Annotated in this window: 13 protein-coding genes; 9 read left to right on the top strand and 4 right to left on the bottom strand. The window is 71.0% G+C overall.

What is annotated here, in order from left to right; genetic code table 11:
* Window position 1: 1 nt before the first annotated feature.
* From KGD87_RS30425 to KGD87_RS30415, 3 genes are all read right to left on the bottom strand, one after another.
* The gene (locus tag KGD87_RS30425) at window positions 2-1,534 is read right to left on the bottom strand and encodes a pilus assembly protein (RefSeq protein WP_284664449.1); all 1,533 of its coding nucleotides are present in this window, start codon (window positions 1,532-1,534) and stop codon (window positions 2-4) included.
* Window positions 1,513-2,322, bottom strand: a complete 810-nt coding sequence (locus KGD87_RS30420) for a TadE/TadG family type IV pilus assembly protein (RefSeq protein ID WP_284664448.1) — start codon at window positions 2,320-2,322, stop codon at window positions 1,513-1,515. Before KGD87_RS30420 ends, KGD87_RS30425 begins: the two co-directional genes overlap by 22 nt.
* A 144-nt stretch (window positions 2,323-2,466) precedes the next feature.
* On the bottom strand, window positions 2,467-5,511 hold the full coding sequence (locus KGD87_RS30415) for a helicase-related protein (protein WP_284664447.1): 3,045 nt from the start codon (window positions 5,509-5,511) through the stop codon (window positions 2,467-2,469).
* Window positions 5,512-5,676: 165 nt separating this feature from the next.
* On the opposite strand from KGD87_RS30415, the gene KGD87_RS30410 reads away from it, so the two are divergent.
* The 8 genes from KGD87_RS30410 (at window position 5,677) to KGD87_RS30375 (ending at window position 17,112) form a co-directional block, all read left to right on the top strand.
* Complete coding sequence (locus tag KGD87_RS30410; RefSeq protein WP_284664446.1) at window positions 5,677-7,521, top strand: sensor histidine kinase; 1,845 nt, start codon at window positions 5,677-5,679, stop codon at window positions 7,519-7,521.
* Between the two features lie 225 nt (window positions 7,522-7,746).
* Window positions 7,747-9,624, top strand: a complete 1,878-nt coding sequence (locus KGD87_RS30405; RefSeq protein ID WP_502887968.1) for a cytochrome c3 family protein — start codon at window positions 7,747-7,749, stop codon at window positions 9,622-9,624.
* 29 nt (window positions 9,625-9,653) lie between these two features.
* Window positions 9,654-10,814: an FIST signal transduction protein gene (locus KGD87_RS30400; RefSeq protein WP_176419784.1), complete on the top strand. Its 1,161-nt coding sequence runs from the start codon at window positions 9,654-9,656 to the stop codon at window positions 10,812-10,814.
* Between the two features lie 3 nt (window positions 10,815-10,817).
* Complete coding sequence (locus KGD87_RS30395; protein WP_284664444.1) at window positions 10,818-13,763, top strand: response regulator; 2,946 nt, start codon at window positions 10,818-10,820, stop codon at window positions 13,761-13,763.
* On the top strand, window positions 13,756-14,160 hold the full coding sequence (locus tag KGD87_RS30390; protein ID WP_013936116.1) for a response regulator: 405 nt from the start codon (window positions 13,756-13,758) through the stop codon (window positions 14,158-14,160). The genes KGD87_RS30395 and KGD87_RS30390 overlap by 8 nt, the downstream gene beginning before the upstream one ends.
* A gap of 85 nt (window positions 14,161-14,245) precedes the next feature.
* Complete coding sequence (locus KGD87_RS30385) at window positions 14,246-15,094, top strand: tryptophan 2,3-dioxygenase family protein (protein ID WP_284664443.1); 849 nt, start codon at window positions 14,246-14,248, stop codon at window positions 15,092-15,094.
* Window positions 15,091-16,125 (top strand): methyltransferase, encoded by a 1,035-nt coding sequence (locus KGD87_RS30380; protein ID WP_284664442.1) that lies wholly within the window; start codon window positions 15,091-15,093, stop codon window positions 16,123-16,125. The genes KGD87_RS30385 and KGD87_RS30380 overlap by 4 nt, the downstream gene beginning before the upstream one ends.
* 198 nt (window positions 16,126-16,323) lie before the next feature.
* Window positions 16,324-17,112, top strand: coding sequence for a dienelactone hydrolase family protein (locus KGD87_RS30375; protein ID WP_284664441.1), 789 nt, complete (start codon window positions 16,324-16,326; stop codon window positions 17,110-17,112).
* A gap of 180 nt (window positions 17,113-17,292) precedes the next feature.
* Here the strand turns inward: KGD87_RS30375 and KGD87_RS30370 are convergent, their stop codons facing one another.
* Window positions 17,293-17,955, bottom strand: a complete 663-nt coding sequence (locus KGD87_RS30370) for a response regulator transcription factor (protein WP_284664440.1) — start codon at window positions 17,953-17,955, stop codon at window positions 17,293-17,295.
* Window positions 17,956-18,104: 149 nt separating this feature from the next.
* On the opposite strand from KGD87_RS30370, the gene KGD87_RS30365 reads away from it, so the two are divergent.
* Entirely contained in the window at window positions 18,105-18,512 is a 408-nt protein-coding gene (locus KGD87_RS30365; protein WP_284664439.1) for a response regulator, read from the top strand.
* Window positions 18,513-18,517: the final 5 nt, after the last annotated feature.

The following is an 18,517-nucleotide window of genomic DNA, read 5'->3' as shown; positions in this document are numbered from 1 at the left end:
GTCAGTAGCTCCTGTCGCCGGGGCCACCGCCCCGGTAGCCCACGGAGTGCAGCTCGCGCAGCGCCCGCGCGTGCCCGGAGAAGCCCGCGGCGGACAAGCTGTCCGCGGGCCGGTCATCCCGGGCGCCCTCAGCGCTCACCAGCGTGGCGCGCCAGAAGGGGTTGAGGAAGTTGGGGGGCTCGCGCCACCCGCCCCCCTGCCCCGCGGGCCGGTGGTAGTAGACCTGCCCCGCGGAGAGAGCCACCTGGTTGCGGTGCACGTCCTCGCGGCCCGTGGGGCGGATGCGGCCCAGCGGGCTGCTGTTGTCGAACTCTGTTTCGGTCCCCGCGAAGCGGAAGCGGAAGAAGAGGTTCCACGGGTCCGGGCGGGCCCGGCGCGCCGCGCTCGCGTAGTCCCGGTACAGCATGCTGTACAGCTTGGGCTGGCCGTAGTGGTTGGCCGCGCCGGCGTGCAGCTCGTCCACGTTGTAGCCAATGGAGTAGGGCCAGATGCCGGGGCACACGACGCAGGCGCCCAGCGTGTGCGTTTCGTAGGGCGGCGTGCCGTCCTCCGGCGCCTGGCCCGGGGGCAGGCGCGCGCCGTAGACATGCTGGTCCTCGTGCGTCTGCTCCTCGTCGGACATCACCCACGCATCCGTCGCGATGGGCGGCACCGAGGGCGGAGTGGGGCAGAGCGTGGGGATGACGACGCGCCCGTGGTCATGCGCCGTCGAGTTGCGGCCCGACACGGTGTGGTACGACGAGGGGTCCATCTGCGCCACCGAGCCATAGCGGCGGAAGGCGGTGGAGACGGCGGCGCCGCCGGTGCCGAAGCTGGCGGTGCCTCCCGGCCGGTTGTGGACCCACGTCCACCCCATGCTCCCCATGGTGGCGTTGAGCGCGGGGGTGCCGCCGCCCGACGGGCACAGCGTCCCGTCTCCCACGCCGCAGCTGTAGGTCCCCGCCTTGATGGACGCGATGACCGCGTCGCGCTCGGGGACGTCGTTGCCCCCGTTGAGCTCGGAGAAGCTCTTGGCCGCGCCCGCGGCGGGCGCCTGGAGCTCCGGGTTGACCGCCTGCGCGACGCGCCGGGTGAGCTCCTGCCCCGCGATGTGCTCGCTGAGCAGCTTGCCGTAGATGTTGAGCCCGCCCCGGAACATGTTGCCGGCCCGCCCCTGGAGCTGCTGCACCTGCGTGGCGGCGGCCGCGTCCGCGGCGAACCACGCCGGCGCCGGGATGATGCCGGGGCATGCGACGGAGTGGGCCGCGTACGCCTGGCTGCTGTGGCTGATGAGTGACTGGGTGCCGGCCATGGCCACCATGTGCGCCACCTGGGCGCGGTTCATCACCGCGATGGCGTTGAAGGCGCGCGCGGTGGCCACCGCCTGGCTGTAGGCGGCCGCGTCCGCGGCCATCTGGATTTCGACGCGCTCCTTGGCGCGCATGCCGAAGCCCAGCGTCATCAGCACCATCAACGTCAGCAGCAGCAGCGTCAGCGCGAACAGCACCAGCGCCTGGCCTCGCCTCGAGTGCCTCACGAGCCGTGGAGATTGCACGCGGGACCTCCCATGAAGTGCTCGGCCATGACGGGCGTCATCATCCGCATGGCCGCGTTGACCTGGATGGGGAACACGAAGTGCCCCTCGTCGCTCCAGCGCACCATGCGGGCGCCCAAATCGCCGCCGGGCCAGCCGTCGCGTCCCAGCGTGGCGCTCGTCTCACCCCACCACGCGGAGCGGCGCTGCACCGGCATCAGCGGGTTGGCCGCCGTGTAGCGCCGGAGCCGGAAGTGGGCCAGCAGCATGCGGCTCATCACCCAGTTCGCGAAGGGGATGCGCATGTAGTACCAGGCCACCATGCGTATCTCCAACGTGCGGGCCCGCAGCGCCCCCGCGTTGTCCGTGGGCTGGTCGAAGAGCAGGTCCTCGCCTCCCGTCAGCGCCTGCGCCCAGCCGGCATCCGGCGACTCCCGGACGATTTCAATCAACGGCTCGTTGAAGTCGCGCCCGTAGGAGCTGCGCACCCGGAAGTGGTTGTGACGCCGCGGTGAAAAGGCCGCCGCCAGGGTCTCCGCGCTGTCCGTGCGCGCCACCGTGGGCAGCATCGTCACCAGCGCCGCGTGCATCATCGGCAGGCAGTTGCCGTGATTGATGCTGCCCGCGCGCACCGCCCGGTACGCCGCCACCTGCGCCAGGATGCGGGCCTGGAGCATCATGAAGAGCTGCAGCGTCCCCAGGACCAGGAACACCACCAGGGGAAGGGTCAGCGCCGCTTCCACCGCGGCCTGTCCCGACTGACGTCGTGTACGTGGGGTGCCTCGGTGGATCATACGAGCCTCCACCATCCTATTTCTCGTTGATTGAGGAATCGGTCAAATGGCCCGCCAGGCTGAAAACGCGCGATTTCACTCAGAGAACAAAAGCAGTAATTCATGACGTCCGAGCAACACGGCATCACGCGTCCACAGGCGGACATTTGACGGGGCGCCTCAGCGGTTGAGGACGAAGCCGCAGGCGGAGTCGAGCACCACCTTGGCGCCCGCCAGCGCGTCCAGCAGCCGGGTGTAGTGGATCCGCTCCGCGTCCAGCTGCGCCTCCACGGCCTCGGTGGAGAGGCCCTGGTGCCCCAGGGACAGGCGCAGGCGGGCCACGGCGGCGTCGCGCTCGGCTTCAATGGCCTTGCGCGCCCGGGTGGCCAGCTTCGCCAGCTCCGCCTCGGCGGCCTTCTGGCCCACGGGCACCGCCGCGTCCACGAAGTCCGCGAAGCCCGGGAAGGCGCGCGCCACCTCGTCCCCCTTGAGCGAGCGTCCCTCCGTCTCCAGCGCGGGCAGCAGCGCGGTGTCGGCCTTGGGGCCCCCGGCGCCGTCCACCACGGCCACGTGCAGCAGCGTGCGCTCCAGGAAGCGCGCCAGCTGGCGGCTGGGCACCCGGGCGCCTGGGGACGTGTCCTCCGGCTCCGGCAGCTGGGCGTGGAAGAGCAGCTCCACGCCGCGCCCCTTCTGGGGGCCGCGCCGCTCGATGAAGCGGAAGGCGCTGCGCCCGTAGGGGCCGTCCCGCAGGAAGCCGAAGAGCGCCTCCACCAGCGGGTGGCCGGTGGCGAAGTACTCCAGCTCCTCCGCCTCCACCGCGGTGTCGCGCCAGAAGGTGCCCAGCTGCGTGCGGTCCTCCATCACGTCGATGCCCGGCAGCCCGTCCACCTTCAGCGCGTGGCCGAACTGGAAGGCCACCTGGAAGGCCTCCACCTGCTCGTCGGTGTCCACGCCGATGCCCACCCGGCGCGCCAGCTCCGTCACCGTCTCCTCCAGCCGCTCGTCCAGGTCGCGCGCGATGCCCCACAGGCCATCCTCCACGCCGGACGCGTCCTCCTCGCCGTCCTCGTCGGCCTCGATGCCCATGCGCTCCTGGGCGCGCTTCACCAGGCGCTCCACCGCGGGCCGGTCGAAGCTGCGCACGTCCAGGAGCGGGTCATAGGCGCGCTTCACCTGCGCGCGCGCCGCCTCCACGCGGGCCTTCAGCGCCTGCGCGTAGGCCATGCGGGCCTCGCGCGGCATCAGCGCCAGTTCGGCCAGCCGCGCCTCCACCTCTTCCAGCACCGCGTCCAGGCCGCCCACCGTCTCGCCGAAGACGCCCACCGCGTCCGCCAGCAGCATCAGCACGTCGGAGGCCAGCGTGCCCGCCGGGTCGAAGACGTGAATCTCCACCGGGTGCGTCTGGCCAATGCGGTCCAGGCGGCCAATGCGCTGCTCCACCGTGGCCGGGCTCCAGGGCAAGTCGTAGTGCACCAGGTGGTGCGCGAACTGGAAGTTGCGGCCCTCGCCGCCGACCTCCGTGCACAGCAGCACCTTGGGCCCCTCCGGGTCGCGGAAGCGCGCCACCTGCCGGTCGCGCTCCACCAGGGGCAAATCCCCGTGGTAGCCCAGCGCCTCCACGCCCTCGCGGCCCAGCTCGGCCTGGAGCGCGTCCAGCGTGTCGCGGCTCTCCGTGAAGACGAGCACCTTCGCCCCAGGCTCCGACGTCCAGACGCCGCGCAGCACGCCCAGGAAGGCGCCGAACTTCGCGTCGCGCGACGCGAGCCGCAGCGCCTCCGTGTGGCCCTTGAACACGGGGTTGGCGCGCACCGCGCCCGCGAAGGCGGCGGGGCTGGACTCCAGCCGGCGCAGCACGTTGCCCAGCGGCGCGCCGCGCAGGCTGGCCCCGGCGAGCACCGCCAGCGCGGCGTCGCGGACCTTCAGCTCCTCGGCGGGCAGCGTCACCGGGTAGCGGTGCAGCCGGCGCGTGGAGAAGCCGCCCACCACCGCGCGGCGGTTGCGCACCAGCCTGTCGCTCAGGCTGTACGTCTCCGACAGGTGCTGCAGCAGCGCGTCCCGGTCCTTCAGCGAGGACAGCTTCGCGTCCTCAGGGAAGCGCCTGGCCAGCGCCTGCACCGCCGCGGACGGCTTGCCCCCCTCCATCAGCGCGCGCACCGCGGCGGACAGCTCCTCCTGGCGCTTGAGGCGCTCCTCGAAGCCCGCGACGGTGGGCGCCGTGGCCGCGTCGATGAGGGTGAGCAGGCCGTGGTACTCTGCCGGATCCAACTGCATGGGCGTGGCGGTGAGCAGCAAGAGGCCCCACGTATTCCTGGCCAGCACCTGCGCGGCCTCGAAGGCGCGCTCGCCCTTGAGGTGGTGCGCCTCGTCGATGATGACCAGGTCCCAGAAGGCGTCTTCACCGGCCAGCGCGCGGCGGTGCTCCTCGCTGCGCTGGAGCAGCTCCAGGCTCGTCACGACCAGCGGGAAGCGCGCCCAGGGAGACACCTCCGGCGCTTCCTTCAGGGACTGCGCGTAGCGGTCCGAATCCATCAGCGTGAAGAGCTGGTTGAACTTGTGGAACAGCTCCACCAGCCACTGCACGGTGAGGTGGCTGGGCGCCACCACCAGGCAGCGGCGCGCCAGTCCGGACAGGCGCAGCGCGCTGAACACCATGCCCGCCTCAATCGTCTTGCCCAGGCCCACCTCGTCCGCCAGCACGAAGCGCGGACGGCTGGCGGACAACACGCGCTGCACCACGCCTACCTGGTGCGGCTTCACCATGATGCGGCTGGCCAGCAGCGCGCCCAGCGCGTCACAGCGGCGCTCGTCGTCCAGCACCAGCGCCTGCTTGCGCAGCGTGAAGGCCCGCGCCTCGCCCACGCGGCCCTCGCGCAGGGTGGACAGCAGGTCGGAGCGGGGCGGCAGCGCGCGCAGCGAGGACTCGGGGAGCTCGTCCTCCTCGTCGGTTTCCACGTAGCGCAGCACGTAGCGGCGCAGGCCGCGCGCCCCCGGCTCCTCGCGCACCACCAGCGCCAGGCGGCCCTTGTAGGTGATGACCGGCTCGCCGGGAGGCAGCGGGTACTGCACCAGGGCGCCCCCCTTGGTGGACACCAGCACCGGGGCGTCTTCCCGGGCGGGGAAGGCGACGAGCGCCTTGGCGCCCTCCTCCTGCAGCGACAACAGATGCCCCACACCCCATTCGGGCTGCGGGAGGTAGCGGACCTTCGAACCTTCGACGAGAGACATGGAACGTCCGCTCATAACTCCCCGTCTGGACGAAGGCCATTCCCTGACGCCCCTGGGGTGGACCCACCCCGCCCACCAGGACGATGTCTTCCAACGTGCAGTCTGGGTGATGCTTTCCTCACCGACGGCACGCCCGACAGGGTGCCTCGGGGGGGGAGTCACCACATGATGCGCCGTTGGACGTTCGCTCAGCGCGTGAGTGCGGGCCTGTCCGCCTGCCTGTTCGCCGGGTTGCTGCTGCTCGCGACGCTGCTGTCCGCTGTCTTCGCGCAAGCCAGCATGCCCCTGGGCCACGGCGCCCTGCCCCAGGCCGTGCTGGCGGGGCTGCTGGGGCTGGCCTGCGTGGCGGCGCTGGGCTTCGTGCTCCACCGCGCGCTGGCGCCGCTGCACGCGCGCCACCAGTCCAGCGAGCAGCACCTGCAGCTCCTCATGGACGGGGTGACGGACTACGCGCTGTGCTTCCTGGATTGGCACGGCCGGGTGACGGCGTGGAACGCGGGCGCCGAGCGCCTCACGGGCTGGTCCGAGGTGGAGCTCGCCGGACGCGACACGGACCGCATCTACCCGGTGGACCAGGTGGCCGCTGGCGTGCCCCGCGCGCACCGTGAGCGGGCCGCGCGCGAGGGGCGCCTGCTGGCGGAGGGCTGGCGGGTGCGCCGCGATGGCAGCCGCTTCTGGGCGGAGACGCTGCTCACCGCGCTGTACGACGCGCACGGGCGGCTGCGCGGCTTCGTGATGGTGACGCGCGACATCACCGAGCGCCGCCGGATGGAGCGGGCCCAGGCGCTCTTCGCGGAGGCCGGCCGCGTGCTCCAGCCGCTGTCAGGCGCGCGCGAAGTCGGAGAGGCCCTCACCCGGCTGTGTGTGCCCGAGGTGGCGGACGCCTGCATCCTCTTCCTCCCCTCCGAGGACGGCACGGTGCGTCCGCACGCGGTGGCCTGCGAGGACCTCGCCGTCACCCACCACATGTGGGAGCCGCTGCTGCGGTGCCCGGAGGATGGCGAGGTGGGCCCCTCCCACGTGGTGCGCACGGGCCGCAGCGAGCTGCTGCCGGAGCTGGACGGCGCCCGTCTCCCACCGGCGCTGGAAGGCAGCGCGCATGGCGAGCTGCTGGGCGCGCTGGGCGTGACGTCCGCCCTCACGGTGCCGCTGGCGGTGGGCTCCCGTGTGCTGGGCGCGCTGTGCCTGCTGTCCACCGGCACGCACCGCCGCTTCGGCGAGGTGGACCGGGCCTTCATGGAGGAGCTGGCGGCGCGCGCCGCGCTCGCGCTCGACAACGCCCGGCTGCTGGCGCAGGCGCAGGACGCGCTGGAGCTCATCGGTGTCGCCGCGCACGACCTGGGCAACCCGCTCAGCTCGCTCCAGCTGCGGCTGCGGCGCCTGTCCATGCAGAGCGCCGGCAGCTCCGATACGCGGCTTCGCGAAGGCCTGGCCGGCGCCGAGGGCGAGACGCGGCGCCTGGGCCGGCTGGTACACAACCTCCTGGACCTGTCCCGCCTGTCGGCGGGGCGCATGGTGCTGGACACGGAGCCGCTGGACCTGGCGCACCTGGTGCGCGAGGTGGTGGAGCGCCACGGCGACCAGGCCAGCGCCGCGGGCTGCGCCCTCAGCGTCCGCGTGGAGGAGGGCGCCACCGGCCAGTGGGACCGGCAGCGCCTGGACCGCGTCGTCACCAACCTGCTGAGCAACGCCCTCAAGTTCGGCCGCGGCCACCCCGTGGAGCTGCGCGTCCAGGCCGATGCCCACCGCGTCCGCTTCGCCGTCCGGGACGGCGGCATCGGCATTGGCGTGGAAGCCCAGCAGCGCCTCTTCCACCGCTTCCAGCGCGTCCATGACGGCGGCCAGCACCCCGGCACCGGACTGGGGCTCTACATCGTCCGCCAGCTCGTCGAGGCCCACGGGGGCACCATCCACGTCCAGAGCTGCATCGGAGAAGGCGCGGAATTCACAATTGAACTTCCTCGCAGGACAAACAAGGAATCCTGCTCAATGAATGAAGTGCAGGTATGACCTTGTGGGTGAGGCGGCCCTGCGGGGCAGCCATCCATCTCCTTGAAAACACAGCAGGTTCGACCCCAGGTGGATTGTTTTCCTAAAAGTTGAACAAATCTGCTGGTTGCAGATAATCTTCGTACGGCTAAAAAGGCTCGAACCGGGGAAACCCGGAAACGGGAGAGGCCCGGCCCACACCGCCCCACAGGCGACGGGTTACACGGCCCACTGGCCCCAGGCGCCATGGCGGCGTCGGCTTTCACACGTACGAGGAGTTGCACCATGGGTGGACTTGGAGCCCCCCGGGCCCTACTCGCGTCGCTCGCGGGGCTGATGCTCGCTTGCGGCGGACAGGATGCCCTGGACGCAGCCCCGCTGGACGCGCAGGCGCCGGACCTGGCCTCGCTGGAGACGGCGTTGCTGGACACGCGGTCCGCGGACAAGACGCTCCCGGACGCGGCCCCCCCGTCGCTGTTCGGCGGTTGGCCGTGGCCTGACAAGACGCCCGCGGTGGGGCTGGCGCTCGAGGTGGAGAACGGCGTGGGCAAGCCGCTGCGCGTGCGGCAGGGCGCCACCTTCTTCATCAACCAGATTGATATCCGCGCCTTCGTCAACTCCACCCGGGACGAAGGGCTGAGCAACATCATCGCGCGGAGTGACTTCGGCGGCCTGGGCTGGTGGGGCGTGCGCCAGGTGGACCAGGAGTCCGTGGGCGCCCCGGGGCCCTACACCCGCCGCCGCTACTACCGGGGCGCGGCGTGGATGGACCTGCCCAGCCACTTCATCGTCGAGCCGGTGGACTCGCGCGGCCGGCTCACCGGCGTCCCCATCCTGCTCAACGCGGGCACCGAGCATCAGCGCCGCGCGGGCCTGGATGATTTCTTCATCCGCCGCTTCCGCGGCATCCAGACGGCCAACGGCTGCGCCACACCCGACGACTGCTCGGCCTCCACGTCCTTCGAGGAGGAGGCCATCCTGGAGCTACGCAACGCGTACGAGCACGCCCAGCGCCAGACGCTCACGCTTCGCTCCGACACGCGCAAGCTGCGCCTGCGCTGGAGCCTGCGCCCGGCGGCCCCCTACGAAATCCCGGTGGAGCAGGTGGTCGACGGCCGCTACACCTACGGCTTCCGCATCGGCGTGGAGGCCCTCACCCCGCCGCGCCCGGACGGCACCTACGCCCCCGGCACGGAAATCTCCTTCCAGCTCACCCTGCGGGATGGCGCGGGCAACCGGCTCCACGACAAGGGCTACCTGCCGCCCTACAACGAAGTGGCGCCCGACGGCACCGACTCCGGGCTGCAGTACTACCGGGCCTTCTTCGACGCGACGGCCACCTACTACCGGCGCAAGCACCGCGAGCGCATGCTGATGACGCAAATCATCGGGCCGGCGCAGCACATCCAGCCCATCCGCTCCATCGTCCCGCTGGAGGCCTTCCTGGACCCCGAGGTGGACGAGCAGGTGGTGGCCACGCCCGAGCGCGACGGCGTCTTCTCCCAGTTCGCCACCCTGCCCTTCGCCAACGTCCTCTTCGGCGGCGCCTTCATCGACCCGAACCTCTGGAACCAGCCCAACACGGACACCTGGCAGTTCAAGCTGCCGGCCAACGCGGCCCCCGGCACCTACCTGGTGACGGTAAAGGGCCGCCGCGCGTACCTGGGCGAGGACCTCCCCGCGACGACGACCCTTGAAATCCAGGTGGGGACGAAGCAGCGCACCCAGCCCAAGCTGACCACGGGCCCCTGCACCTCCTGCCACAGCAAGGGCGGCGAGCTGGGCGTGGTGCTCCACGCCAACGACAACCGCGCCGCCTGCGCCGGGTGCCACGCCCCGCTCGCCTTCGAGCTGGAGGGCCCCATCTTCGTGCGCACCCACTTCATCCACTCGCGGTCCAACCGCTTTGACGCACCGCTCCAGCAGTGCGCGTCCTGTCACCAGACGAAGGAGAGCATCCAGCGCACCAGCAAGGCCGCCTGCCTGTCCTGTCACAAGCGCTATCCGGACAGCCATGTGGCGCAATTCGGACCCATCGAAAGCATGTATGTGGGGGGCGGCGCGGAGTCTTTCCAGCAGTGCACCGGCGCCTGTCATACTCGGCACCCCGGCAGCGGCCTCTAACCCCCGCTCGCGCAACCCGGAGTACCTCCATGGCTCAGGTCAAGATGCAGACGGCTCGCACCACGTTGAAGGAGCCGGATGCCGCCGCGGAGGACCTCCTGAGTCAGCTGGGCAGCGACACGCCCCGCCTGGTGACGATGTTCGCCTCGCGGGAGCGTGACCAGCAGGCGCTCAACCGCGCCGTGCGTCAGCGGCTGCCGGCGGGCACGCGCCTGATTGGCGCCACCACCGCGGGCGAGCTGGACAACACCGGCATCCACGAGGGCAGCGTGGTGATGAGCGCCCTCTTCGGTGACTTCGAGGTGGGCCTGGGCCTGGGCACCGGCCTGTCCGTGGACGCCATCAGTGCGGGCGCCACCTCCATCAAGCGCGCGTGCGAGGATTTGGGCGTGCGGCAGCAGGACCTGGACCCGCGCCGGTTCGTCGGCCTCGTGATTGACGACGGCTTCCGCTACAAGAAGGAAGAGCTGCTGCTCGGCATCCTGGAGAAGTGCCAGACGCTGGTGCTGGTGGGCGGCGGCGCCAGCGACACCAACCGGGACCCGGCCAAGCAGTCCGCCATGGTCCACGTGGACGGCGAGGTCGCCACCGACGCGGTGCTGGTGGCCCTCTTCAAGACGAGCGCGCCCTGGGCCGCGCTCCGCTCCCACTGGTACGTGCCCACCGGCGAGAAGCTCACCATCACCAAGGTGGACGAAAGCCACACCCGCGCGCTCGAAATCGACGGGCGCCCGGCGGCGAAGCGCTACGCGGAAATCCTGGGCGTGGGCGTGGACGAGCTGGAGTTCGGCACGCCCCGGGGCTTCGCCGTGCGCCCCACCGCCCTGCGCGTGGGCCGGGAGTACTTCATCCGCGCCGCCTGGAGCCCGCAGGAGGATGGCTCCATCCTCTTCGCCAACCTGCTGGAGGAAGGCACCGAGCTGGAGCTGATGAAGCTGGGCGACATGGCCGGCATGACGCGCAGCTTCTTCACCGACGAGGTCCCCCGCAGGGTCCAGAAGCCCCAGGCCGCCCTGCTTTTCCATTGTGGTGGACGCATGTGGTACGCCAGCGCCACCAACACCGTGCAGCAATTGGCTGAGACGCTGAAGGCCGCACCCACCGCCGCTGGGATGAACGTGCACTTCGAAATCTATTCGGGGTTCCACATCAACACCACGCTGACCGCGCTGGTCTTCGGGGCGAACTGAGCCATGGCCTCCTCCCAGCCTCCCTCTGAGTCTCCGTCGGACAATGCGTCGCTCCTGCTCGTGGCCGGCGAGCGCGAGTGCCAACGCGTGGAGGAAGCCCTCCAGCGCGCGGGGGTGACGGTGATGACGGAGCGCGCCACCACGGCGGCCGCGGCGGAGGCCGCGCTGTCACGCACGTGGGGCCTGGTGCTGTGCGGCTCGGAAGTCCCCGACATGGGCTTCGCCGAGGTCAAGGCGCTGTGGAGCAAGTACGGCAAGGAGCTGCCCTTCGTGGTGCTGTCGCGCGACTGGTGCGAGGACACGCTGGAGGCCAGCGTGCGCGCCGGAGCGCTCGACTACATCACCGAGGACCGCTTCAGTCGCCTGGCGCCCGTGGTGCAACGCGAGCTGCGGATGACGGCGGACCGCCGCCGCCACACCGCCACCGCGGAGCAGCTGGAGCGCACCAACTACTTGATGGAGAACATCATCGACGCGATTCCGTTCGTCCTCTTCGTGAAGGACGCACAGACGCGCCGGCTGGTGGTGGCGAACAAGACGTTCGCGGACGCCTTCCGCGTCACCAAGCAGTGGCTGCTGGGGAAGCTGGACCACGACTACTTCCCCAAGGAGCAGGCCGAGTCGTTCATCGCCATCGACTCGGAGATTCTCGAAACCCGGCAGATGAAGTCCTTCGAGGAGGTGGCCCGCGCCGACGGCGTGGACCGCATCTTCGCCACGCGCAAGCTGCCCCTGCTGGACGAGCAGGGCGTGGCCCGCTACGTGATGGGCGTCACCGAGGACATCACCGAGCGCAAGCAGCATGAAGAGATGCTGCGCGCGTCCAAGGCGGAGCTGGAGGCGGCCAACAAGCAGCTCGCCGCCAGCCTGGAGGAAATCAAGCGCACCCGCGCCGTGTCCGCCCGCTCGCTGGCGTCCTACCAGCAGCGCGCGCTGCAGATGGAAATCATCCGTCAGCAGAACGAGGACCTGGACCGGCTGGCCCAGGAGCTGGCGGTGGCCAAGCGCAACGAGGAGGAGCGCGCCCGGGAGGCGGAGGCCGCCGCCCGCCTCAAGAGCGAGTTCCTGGCCAACTTCAGCCACGAAATCCGCACCCCGCTCAACGGCATCATCGGCTACTGCGACCTGCTGATGCGCGAGGAGGGCCAGCGGCTGACGGCGCACGGCCGCCGCGACCTCAACGTCGTGAAGACGAACGCCAAGACGCTGCTGGCGCTCATCAACGACATCCTGGACCTGTCCAAGATTGAGTCCGGCCGCGTGGAGGTCGTCACCGAGCAGGTGGACGTGCAGGAGCTGGCCGAGGAGTGCCTGGCCACGGTGAAGGAGTACCTCAAGGGCAAGGACGTGGCCCTCACCACCAACATCGACCCGTCCGCCCGCATGCTCCGCTCGGACGCGCTGAAGCTGCGGCAGATCATGCTCAACCTGCTCAGCAACGCCGCCAAGTTCACCGACGCGGGCGAGGTGTCGCTGAACCTGGTCCCCGCGGGCGGCGAGGTCGTCATGACGGTGGAGGACACCGGCGTCGGCATCCCCTCCGACCAGCTGCCCTTCATCTTCGAGAAGTTCCGTCAGGTGGACGGCTCCACCACGCGCAAGGTGGGCGGCACCGGGCTGGGGCTGGCCATTGTCCGCGAGCTGTCCCGCGTGCTGGGCGGCACCGTGTCCGTGAGCTCCACGCTGGGCCGCGGCACCACCTTCACGGTGCGCCTGCCCTCCACCCTGGAGTCGCCGGACAATGGCGGCGGCCCGCACCTGGAGCGCGGCGTGCCCATGTCGGAGGTGGCCCAACACGTGGGCACCCTGGCGCAGCCGGGCAGCACGGTGCTGGTGGTGGACGACGACCCGCTCATCCAGCAGCTGGTGGCCGGACAACTGGAGCCCGCCGGCTTCAAGGTGGTGGTGGCCGAGGACGGCATCGCCGCCCTCAAGCGGGCCCGCGAGCTGCGGCCCCAGGCCATCCTCCTGGACATCCACCTGCCCAAGCTGGACGGCTGGTCGGTGCTCAGCCAGCTCAAGAGCGAGCCCTCGCTGGCCGGCATCCCCGTCATCCTCATCTCCGTGGAGGAGCAGCGCGCGCGCGGCTTCTCCCTGGGCGCGTGTGAGTACCTCGTCAAGCCGGTGGAGCCGGACCGGTTGGTGGAGGTGGTGCAGCGCAGCCTCCACCAGACGGCCGGCGCCACCACCAGCGTGGGCGAGGTGCTGGTGGTGGACGACGACTCGGCCACCCGCGAGCTGGTCAGCCGCAACCTGCGCCGCGCCGGCTTCTCCACCTCCGAGGCCCGCAACGGCGAGGACGCCCTGCTCAAGGCGCGCGTGTCCCCGCCCGCCCTGGTGGTGCTGGACTTGATGATGCCCAACCTGGACGGCTTCGAGGTGCTGCGCCGGCTGCGCGCGGAGAAGCTCCAGGTGCCCGTGGTGGTGCTCACCGGCAAGACGCTCTCCGAGGAGGAAGAGGCCCTCCTGCGTGACGGCTTCGCCGGCTTCGTGAAGAAGGGCGGCCACGCGCTGGAGGACGTCATCGCCCAGGCCAAGGGCCTGCTGCTGTCCCAGCGCGCCGCCAGCGCCGGCAAGCGAGCCCGCATCCTCTATGTGGAGGACAGCGCGCAGAACCGCGACATCGTCCGCCGCTACCTCAACGGCCACTTCGAGGTCATTGAAGCGGAGGACGGCGAGCACGGCTTGGAGCGCGCCATCCGCGACGCCCCGGACCTCATCCTGATGGACCTGTCGCTCCCCCGCCTGGACGGCTGGGAGGTCACCCGCAGGTTGCGGGCCCTACCCGCCGCGGCCAATGTTCCCGTCATCGCGGTGACGGCACACGCGGGGCGGGAGTACCAGGACAAGGCACACGAGGCCGGCTGCACCGCGTACCTCACCAAGCCCCTTGATCGTGACCAGTTGCTCGAGATGATTCGAAAGCATCTAGGGAGAACCCATGTCTGAAGAAAAAGCGCGCGTCCTGGTGGTGGACGACGACCCGGACCTGCTCGACCTCGTACAGCGCTCGCTGAGCGCCTACGGCTTCGAGGTGCTCACGCACACCTCCGCGCTGGGTGTCTCCAACCTCGTCCGCTCGGTGGAGCCGGACTTCGTCCTCATCGACGTGAACTTCCCCGCCCTCAAGGGCGACAAGGTCGTCAACCTGGCGCGCCAGTACGCGCTGCCGAAGACGAAGTTCATCCTCTATTCAGCATCCGACGAATCGAAGCTGCGCTCCCTGGCGCTCGCGTCCGGTGCGGACGGATATATCTCCAAAAGCGTGCAGGGCGAGGAGTTGGCTCAGCGCCTGCGCGCCTTCCACCTGAAGCCCCGGCCCCCCACACCGACGCCTGCCCCCTGAACGCCGGATGACATGCCCGCGGGTGCCGTCGGGACGGTGCCCGCGACTCCACACCTTCCGAGCCACCCCTACTGCGGAGGGACGCATGAGCGCGTCCGTTGATTACAGTCACGCTGAAAAGTTACGACTCGAACTGGCTGAACCCCTCTTCAACCCCCTGTTGAAGAAGTGGGTGGGCAAGGGCGAGCTCGACTACGAGGTCTACCTCAAGACGCCCACGCTGCTGTCGCTGCAGGCGGCGGACGGCGAGCGCGTCACCCACGACGAGCTGATGTTCCAGGTGGTGCACCAGGCGCAGGAGCTCTGGCTGAAGCTGGCCTCGCGCGAGGCGGTGGAAGTCGTGGCCGAGCTGGACAGGGACGCCCTGTGGGCGGCCTCGTCGCGGCTGGAGCGCATCTGCCGGGTGCTCCAGGCGGTGAAGCAGGAGCTGGCCATCCTGGAGACGATGACGCCGGACACCTACCAGGTCATCCGGCGCAGCCTGGGCAACGGCAGCGGCCAGGAGTCCCCCGGCTACAACATGCTGCGGCGGGTGGCGCAGGGGCTGGAAGGCGCCCTGGAGCGGCTGCTCGCGCGGCGGGGACAGACGCTGACCACGGTGTACACCGCGGGTGGCCCGGATGACTTGAAGCGCCTGTGCGAGCAGTTGGTGGACCTGGACGAGGCCTTCCAGGGCTGGCTCCATGCCCACTTCCAGCTCGTGCGCCGCACCATTGGCGTGGACCGCTCCGTGAAGGCGCTGGACGGCCTGCCCACGCAAGTGCTCGCGGGGCGGATGACGCTGCCGCTGTTCCGCCAGCTCTGGGACGTGCGGCTGGAGCTGACGTCCGGGTGGCAGCGCGAAGGCGGCCTCGCCCCGGGCGCCACCCGGGCCCCTCCAGGCGGCGGCTGCCCCATGGCGCACGCGGCCAGGATGCAGGTGGAACAGCCATGAAGGGGGCGGCCACGGCCCTGGCCACCACCCCTCGCGCGCTGCTCCACCTGCTGGTCAACGGCGCCCGCGCCGTGGACGTGTTGAAGACCTCCCTGGACCTGGGGCTGCTGGACGCCCTGGAGCCGGGCCCCGTCACCCTGGCAGCACTGGCGGCGCGGCACCGGCTGGTGCCCCTGCGGCTCTACAAGCTGCTCGACTGTCTGGAGAGCCTGGGGCTGGTGCTGCGCGAGCAGCCCACCGACGCCCTGGAGTCCGCGCGCTACCAGGCCGTCCCTGGCTTGCGCGCCGCCGCCCAGGCCGTGCTGGGGCCGCAGTCCCTGGAGAAGGACCGGGAGCGCTACGCCTGGCACGAGCTGCATGGGCACCTGCCCCAGGTGCTGCGCGGTGAGCGCTCCATGCCCGCCGCCGCCTTCGACTGGCCTCCGAGCACCGCCGAGCAGGTGGCGGGCTTCGAGGCCAGCATGGCCGCGGGCCTGCCTCCCATCCTGGAGACGTTCCGCGCCCATCGCGACCGGCTGTGGGAGCGCGGCGGGCGCGCGCTCGACGTGGGCGGCGGTGACGGCACGCTGGCCGCGCACCTGGCGAGCGAGCACCCGGGCCTTCGCGTGGACGTGTTCAACCTGCCCGCCACCGAGCCGCTGGTGACGCGCACCCGCGAGCGCTTCGGCCTTCCTCCCGAACGCCTGGGCTTCCAGGGCGGCGACTTCCTCAAGCAACCGCTGCCCGCCGGCTACGACACGCTCTGCTTCGTGCGGGTGCTGCATGACTGGCCCGCGGACACGGCGCGCGCGCTGCTCGTGGCCGCGCGCGACGCGCTCCCGCCCGGCGGCCGCGTCCTCATCTGCGAGGAGTTCCGCACCCCGGAGCGGCTGGCGGCCCAGTTCTTCTGGTCCTACTTCCTCATGGGCGTGGACACCTGCGTGAGCCGCCTGCGCGAGGTGGAGCACTACCTGCGCGTGCTGGACGAGACGGGCTTCAAGGACGCCGAAGTCCTCCCCGGCCCCTTCGAGCTCATCCTGGCCCACCGGTAAAAACGATAGGACTCCCCAGGTCGGGTCATCTGTTCGTCCCCCAAGTGTCACCGGCCCCGCCGCGCCGCGCCTGGGCAGCGCTGGTAGAATGGGCTCACCCCGTGCCTGGGGAAGCCCTGGCACGGCCTCTGCATCATTCCAGTCCGTAGCGCGTGTAGCACGGCAGCGACGCAGTCCGACAAAGAGGAGGGACTCCGCATGAAGAAGCAGGGTTCACGCAGGTCGGATGAAGGCTCGGAGAAGGCGGTCCGCGGGCTGGTGACGCAGCCGCAAGGCACGGGGAGCTGGACGCCCCCCGCCGCGGACGGAGAGGTCCGCATCCCCGTTGAAGAAGGCGTGGAGCTCAGGGGCCTGCTCCAGGTGCCGCCAGGCGCCACCGGCGTGGTGGTGATGGTCCGGGGCCACGGCAGCAGCCGCCGCGGCGTCACGGACCTGGAAGTCGCCCGGCTGCTGCAGAACGAGGGGCTGGCCACCCTCGCGGTGGACCTGCTGACGGCGGCGGAAGAGGAGGCCTGCCGCGAGCGGGACTTGCGCTTCAACCTGGGCCTCTTCGGCGGACGCCTGGCGGGCGTGGCGCGCTGGCTGCGGCGCGCGCCTCGCACCAGCGCCCTGCGCATCGGCTACTTCGGGGCGTACACGGGCGCGGCCGCGGCCCTGGCCGCCGCGGCGATGCGGCCGGAGTCGGTGGACGCGGTGGTGTGCCGGGGCGGACGCCTGGCGCAGCCGGGGGCGACGCTGGCCCGGGTGCGCGCGCCCACGATGCTCATCGTCGGCGCGGAGGACACGTCCGCGCAGGAGCCCCACCGCCGCACCTACGCCGCGATGACGGCGGAGAAGCGCCTGGAGGTCATCCCCGGCGCCACGCACCGCTTCGAGGAGCCCGGCACGCTGACGCAGATGGTGGACCTGGCGTGCCTCTGGTTCCTCCAGCACCTGGGCGCGCCGCGCTGGGATTGTCTGCCCGCGCCGCGCGCCGCCGGGAGCTGAAGCCCCGGCCTTCCCCTTGAATGGGCCAGGGCAGCCAGCAGCGCTGCCCTGGCCCCCAGGAGACGCCCCGGCGTGGGGGGAGGAGGCGCGCGGGGCGCCTGACGCCCAGGCACCTCCACGGTGCCACCAACCGTGGCGCACTCCCAGTGGCCAGCGGTCTGACGCCCAGGCCCTCCGGGCTCAGAGACTTGCCGGGCGCTGCACACCCAACTGGCACCCGAGGACCGCCAGCTGCGTGCGGCTCTCCGAGCCCACCTTCTTGTAGATGCTGGTGATGTGCGCCTTCACCGTGCGCTCGGTGATGCCCAGGCACGCGGCGATGCGCAGGTTGTCCGCGCCCGCGGCGATGTAGCCCAGCACCTCGCGCTCACGCGGCGTCAGCCGGCCCAGCTCCCCCTGCGGGGGCGACTCCGACAGGGGCCACGACAGCCCGGCGGGCAGCAGCCGCTCCCCACGCACCACCCGCTCCACCGCCTCCACCACCTCCGCGCAGCCCACGTTCTGCTTCCACAGGTAGCCGGCCGCGCCCGCCTGGAGGCATTGCTCCACCATCTCCGCCTCACGGTGGCCCGACAGCACCAGCGGCTTCACCGCCGGGAAGAAGTCATGCAGGCACCGCAGCGCCGACATCCCGCTGGTGGGCGCTTCCCACTCCGGCAGCTCCAGGCGCAGGTCCACCAGCGCGACATGGGGCAGCGTCTCGCGCACGCGCGCGAAGAACGGCGCGGGCTCCGCGAAGCCCGCCACCACGTCCATGCCCGCGCCCTCCAGCACAGACACCAGGGCCTCACGGAAGACCTGCTGGTCCTCCAGGATGGCTACCCGGATGCGTTCTGATTCCATGGCCCTTCCACCTCTCCATTCATTCCCCGCGATTCAACCCCGCTAAGGGGATTCCCTCAGGTGGGGGGCGACAGGGAATGACGACTGGAGGATACTCACCCCGTCAGGAAGTGCCCGCAGTGCCATCCGCACGCTGAAGGGGGAAAGCCATGCCGGAGACGAAAATCCGCGTCCTCATCGTGGACGATGACCAGGACCAGCTCTCCCTCGCGGAGCGCACCCTCTCCACCTTCGGCTTCGACGTCCGCACCCACCGCTCCTCCCTGGGCGTGTCCAACCTGGTGCGCACCACCCTGCCGGACCTGGTGCTGCTGGACGTGAACATCCCCGCGCTCAGCGGTGACAAGGTGCTCACGCTCGCGCGCGGACAGGCGCCCAAGGGCACGAAGTTCATCCTCTACTCCGCGTCGGACGAAGCCCAGCTGCGCGCCCTGGCGCGCGCGTCGGGCGCGGACGGCTACATCTGCAAGAGCGTGCAGGGCGAGGAGCTGGCCCAGCGGCTGGAAGCGCTCCACCTCAAGCCCGCGGCCCCGGAGTCCGTGCCGGCCGCCCGGTAGCGCGC

The organism is Myxococcus sp. SDU36 (assembly GCF_030168875.1).
In the GTDB taxonomy this organism is placed as follows: Bacteria; Myxococcota; Myxococcia; order Myxococcales; family Myxococcaceae; genus Myxococcus; species Myxococcus vastator.
This window is presented reverse-complemented; position numbering and strand designations above follow the sequence as displayed.

What these genes read in the sequence shown, in the direction of transcription:
- KGD87_RS30420 (WP_284664448.1), bottom strand. Translation starts at nt 2,322, where the DNA reads ATGGTGGAGGCTCGTATGATCCACCGAGGCACCCCACGTACACGACGT.
- KGD87_RS30415 (WP_284664447.1), bottom strand. Translation starts at nt 5,511, where the DNA reads ATGTCTCTCGTCGAAGGTTCGAAGGTCCGCTACCTCCCGCAGCCCGAA.
- KGD87_RS30410 (WP_284664446.1), top strand. Translation starts at nt 5,677, where the DNA reads ATGATGCGCCGTTGGACGTTCGCTCAGCGCGTGAGTGCGGGCCTGTCC.
- KGD87_RS30405 (WP_502887968.1), top strand. Translation starts at nt 7,747, where the DNA reads ATGGCGGCGTCGGCTTTCACACGTACGAGGAGTTGCACCATGGGTGGA.
- KGD87_RS30400 (WP_176419784.1), top strand. Translation starts at nt 9,654, where the DNA reads ATGGCTCAGGTCAAGATGCAGACGGCTCGCACCACGTTGAAGGAGCCG.
- KGD87_RS30395 (WP_284664444.1), top strand. Translation starts at nt 10,818, where the DNA reads ATGGCCTCCTCCCAGCCTCCCTCTGAGTCTCCGTCGGACAATGCGTCG.
- KGD87_RS30390 (WP_013936116.1), top strand. Translation starts at nt 13,756, where the DNA reads ATGTCTGAAGAAAAAGCGCGCGTCCTGGTGGTGGACGACGACCCGGAC.
- KGD87_RS30385 (WP_284664443.1), top strand. Translation starts at nt 14,246, where the DNA reads ATGAGCGCGTCCGTTGATTACAGTCACGCTGAAAAGTTACGACTCGAA.
- KGD87_RS30380 (WP_284664442.1), top strand. Translation starts at nt 15,091, where the DNA reads ATGAAGGGGGCGGCCACGGCCCTGGCCACCACCCCTCGCGCGCTGCTC.
- KGD87_RS30375 (WP_284664441.1), top strand. Translation starts at nt 16,324, where the DNA reads ATGAAGAAGCAGGGTTCACGCAGGTCGGATGAAGGCTCGGAGAAGGCG.
- KGD87_RS30370 (WP_284664440.1), bottom strand. Translation starts at nt 17,955, where the DNA reads ATGGAATCAGAACGCATCCGGGTAGCCATCCTGGAGGACCAGCAGGTC.
- KGD87_RS30365 (WP_284664439.1), top strand. Translation starts at nt 18,105, where the DNA reads ATGCCGGAGACGAAAATCCGCGTCCTCATCGTGGACGATGACCAGGAC.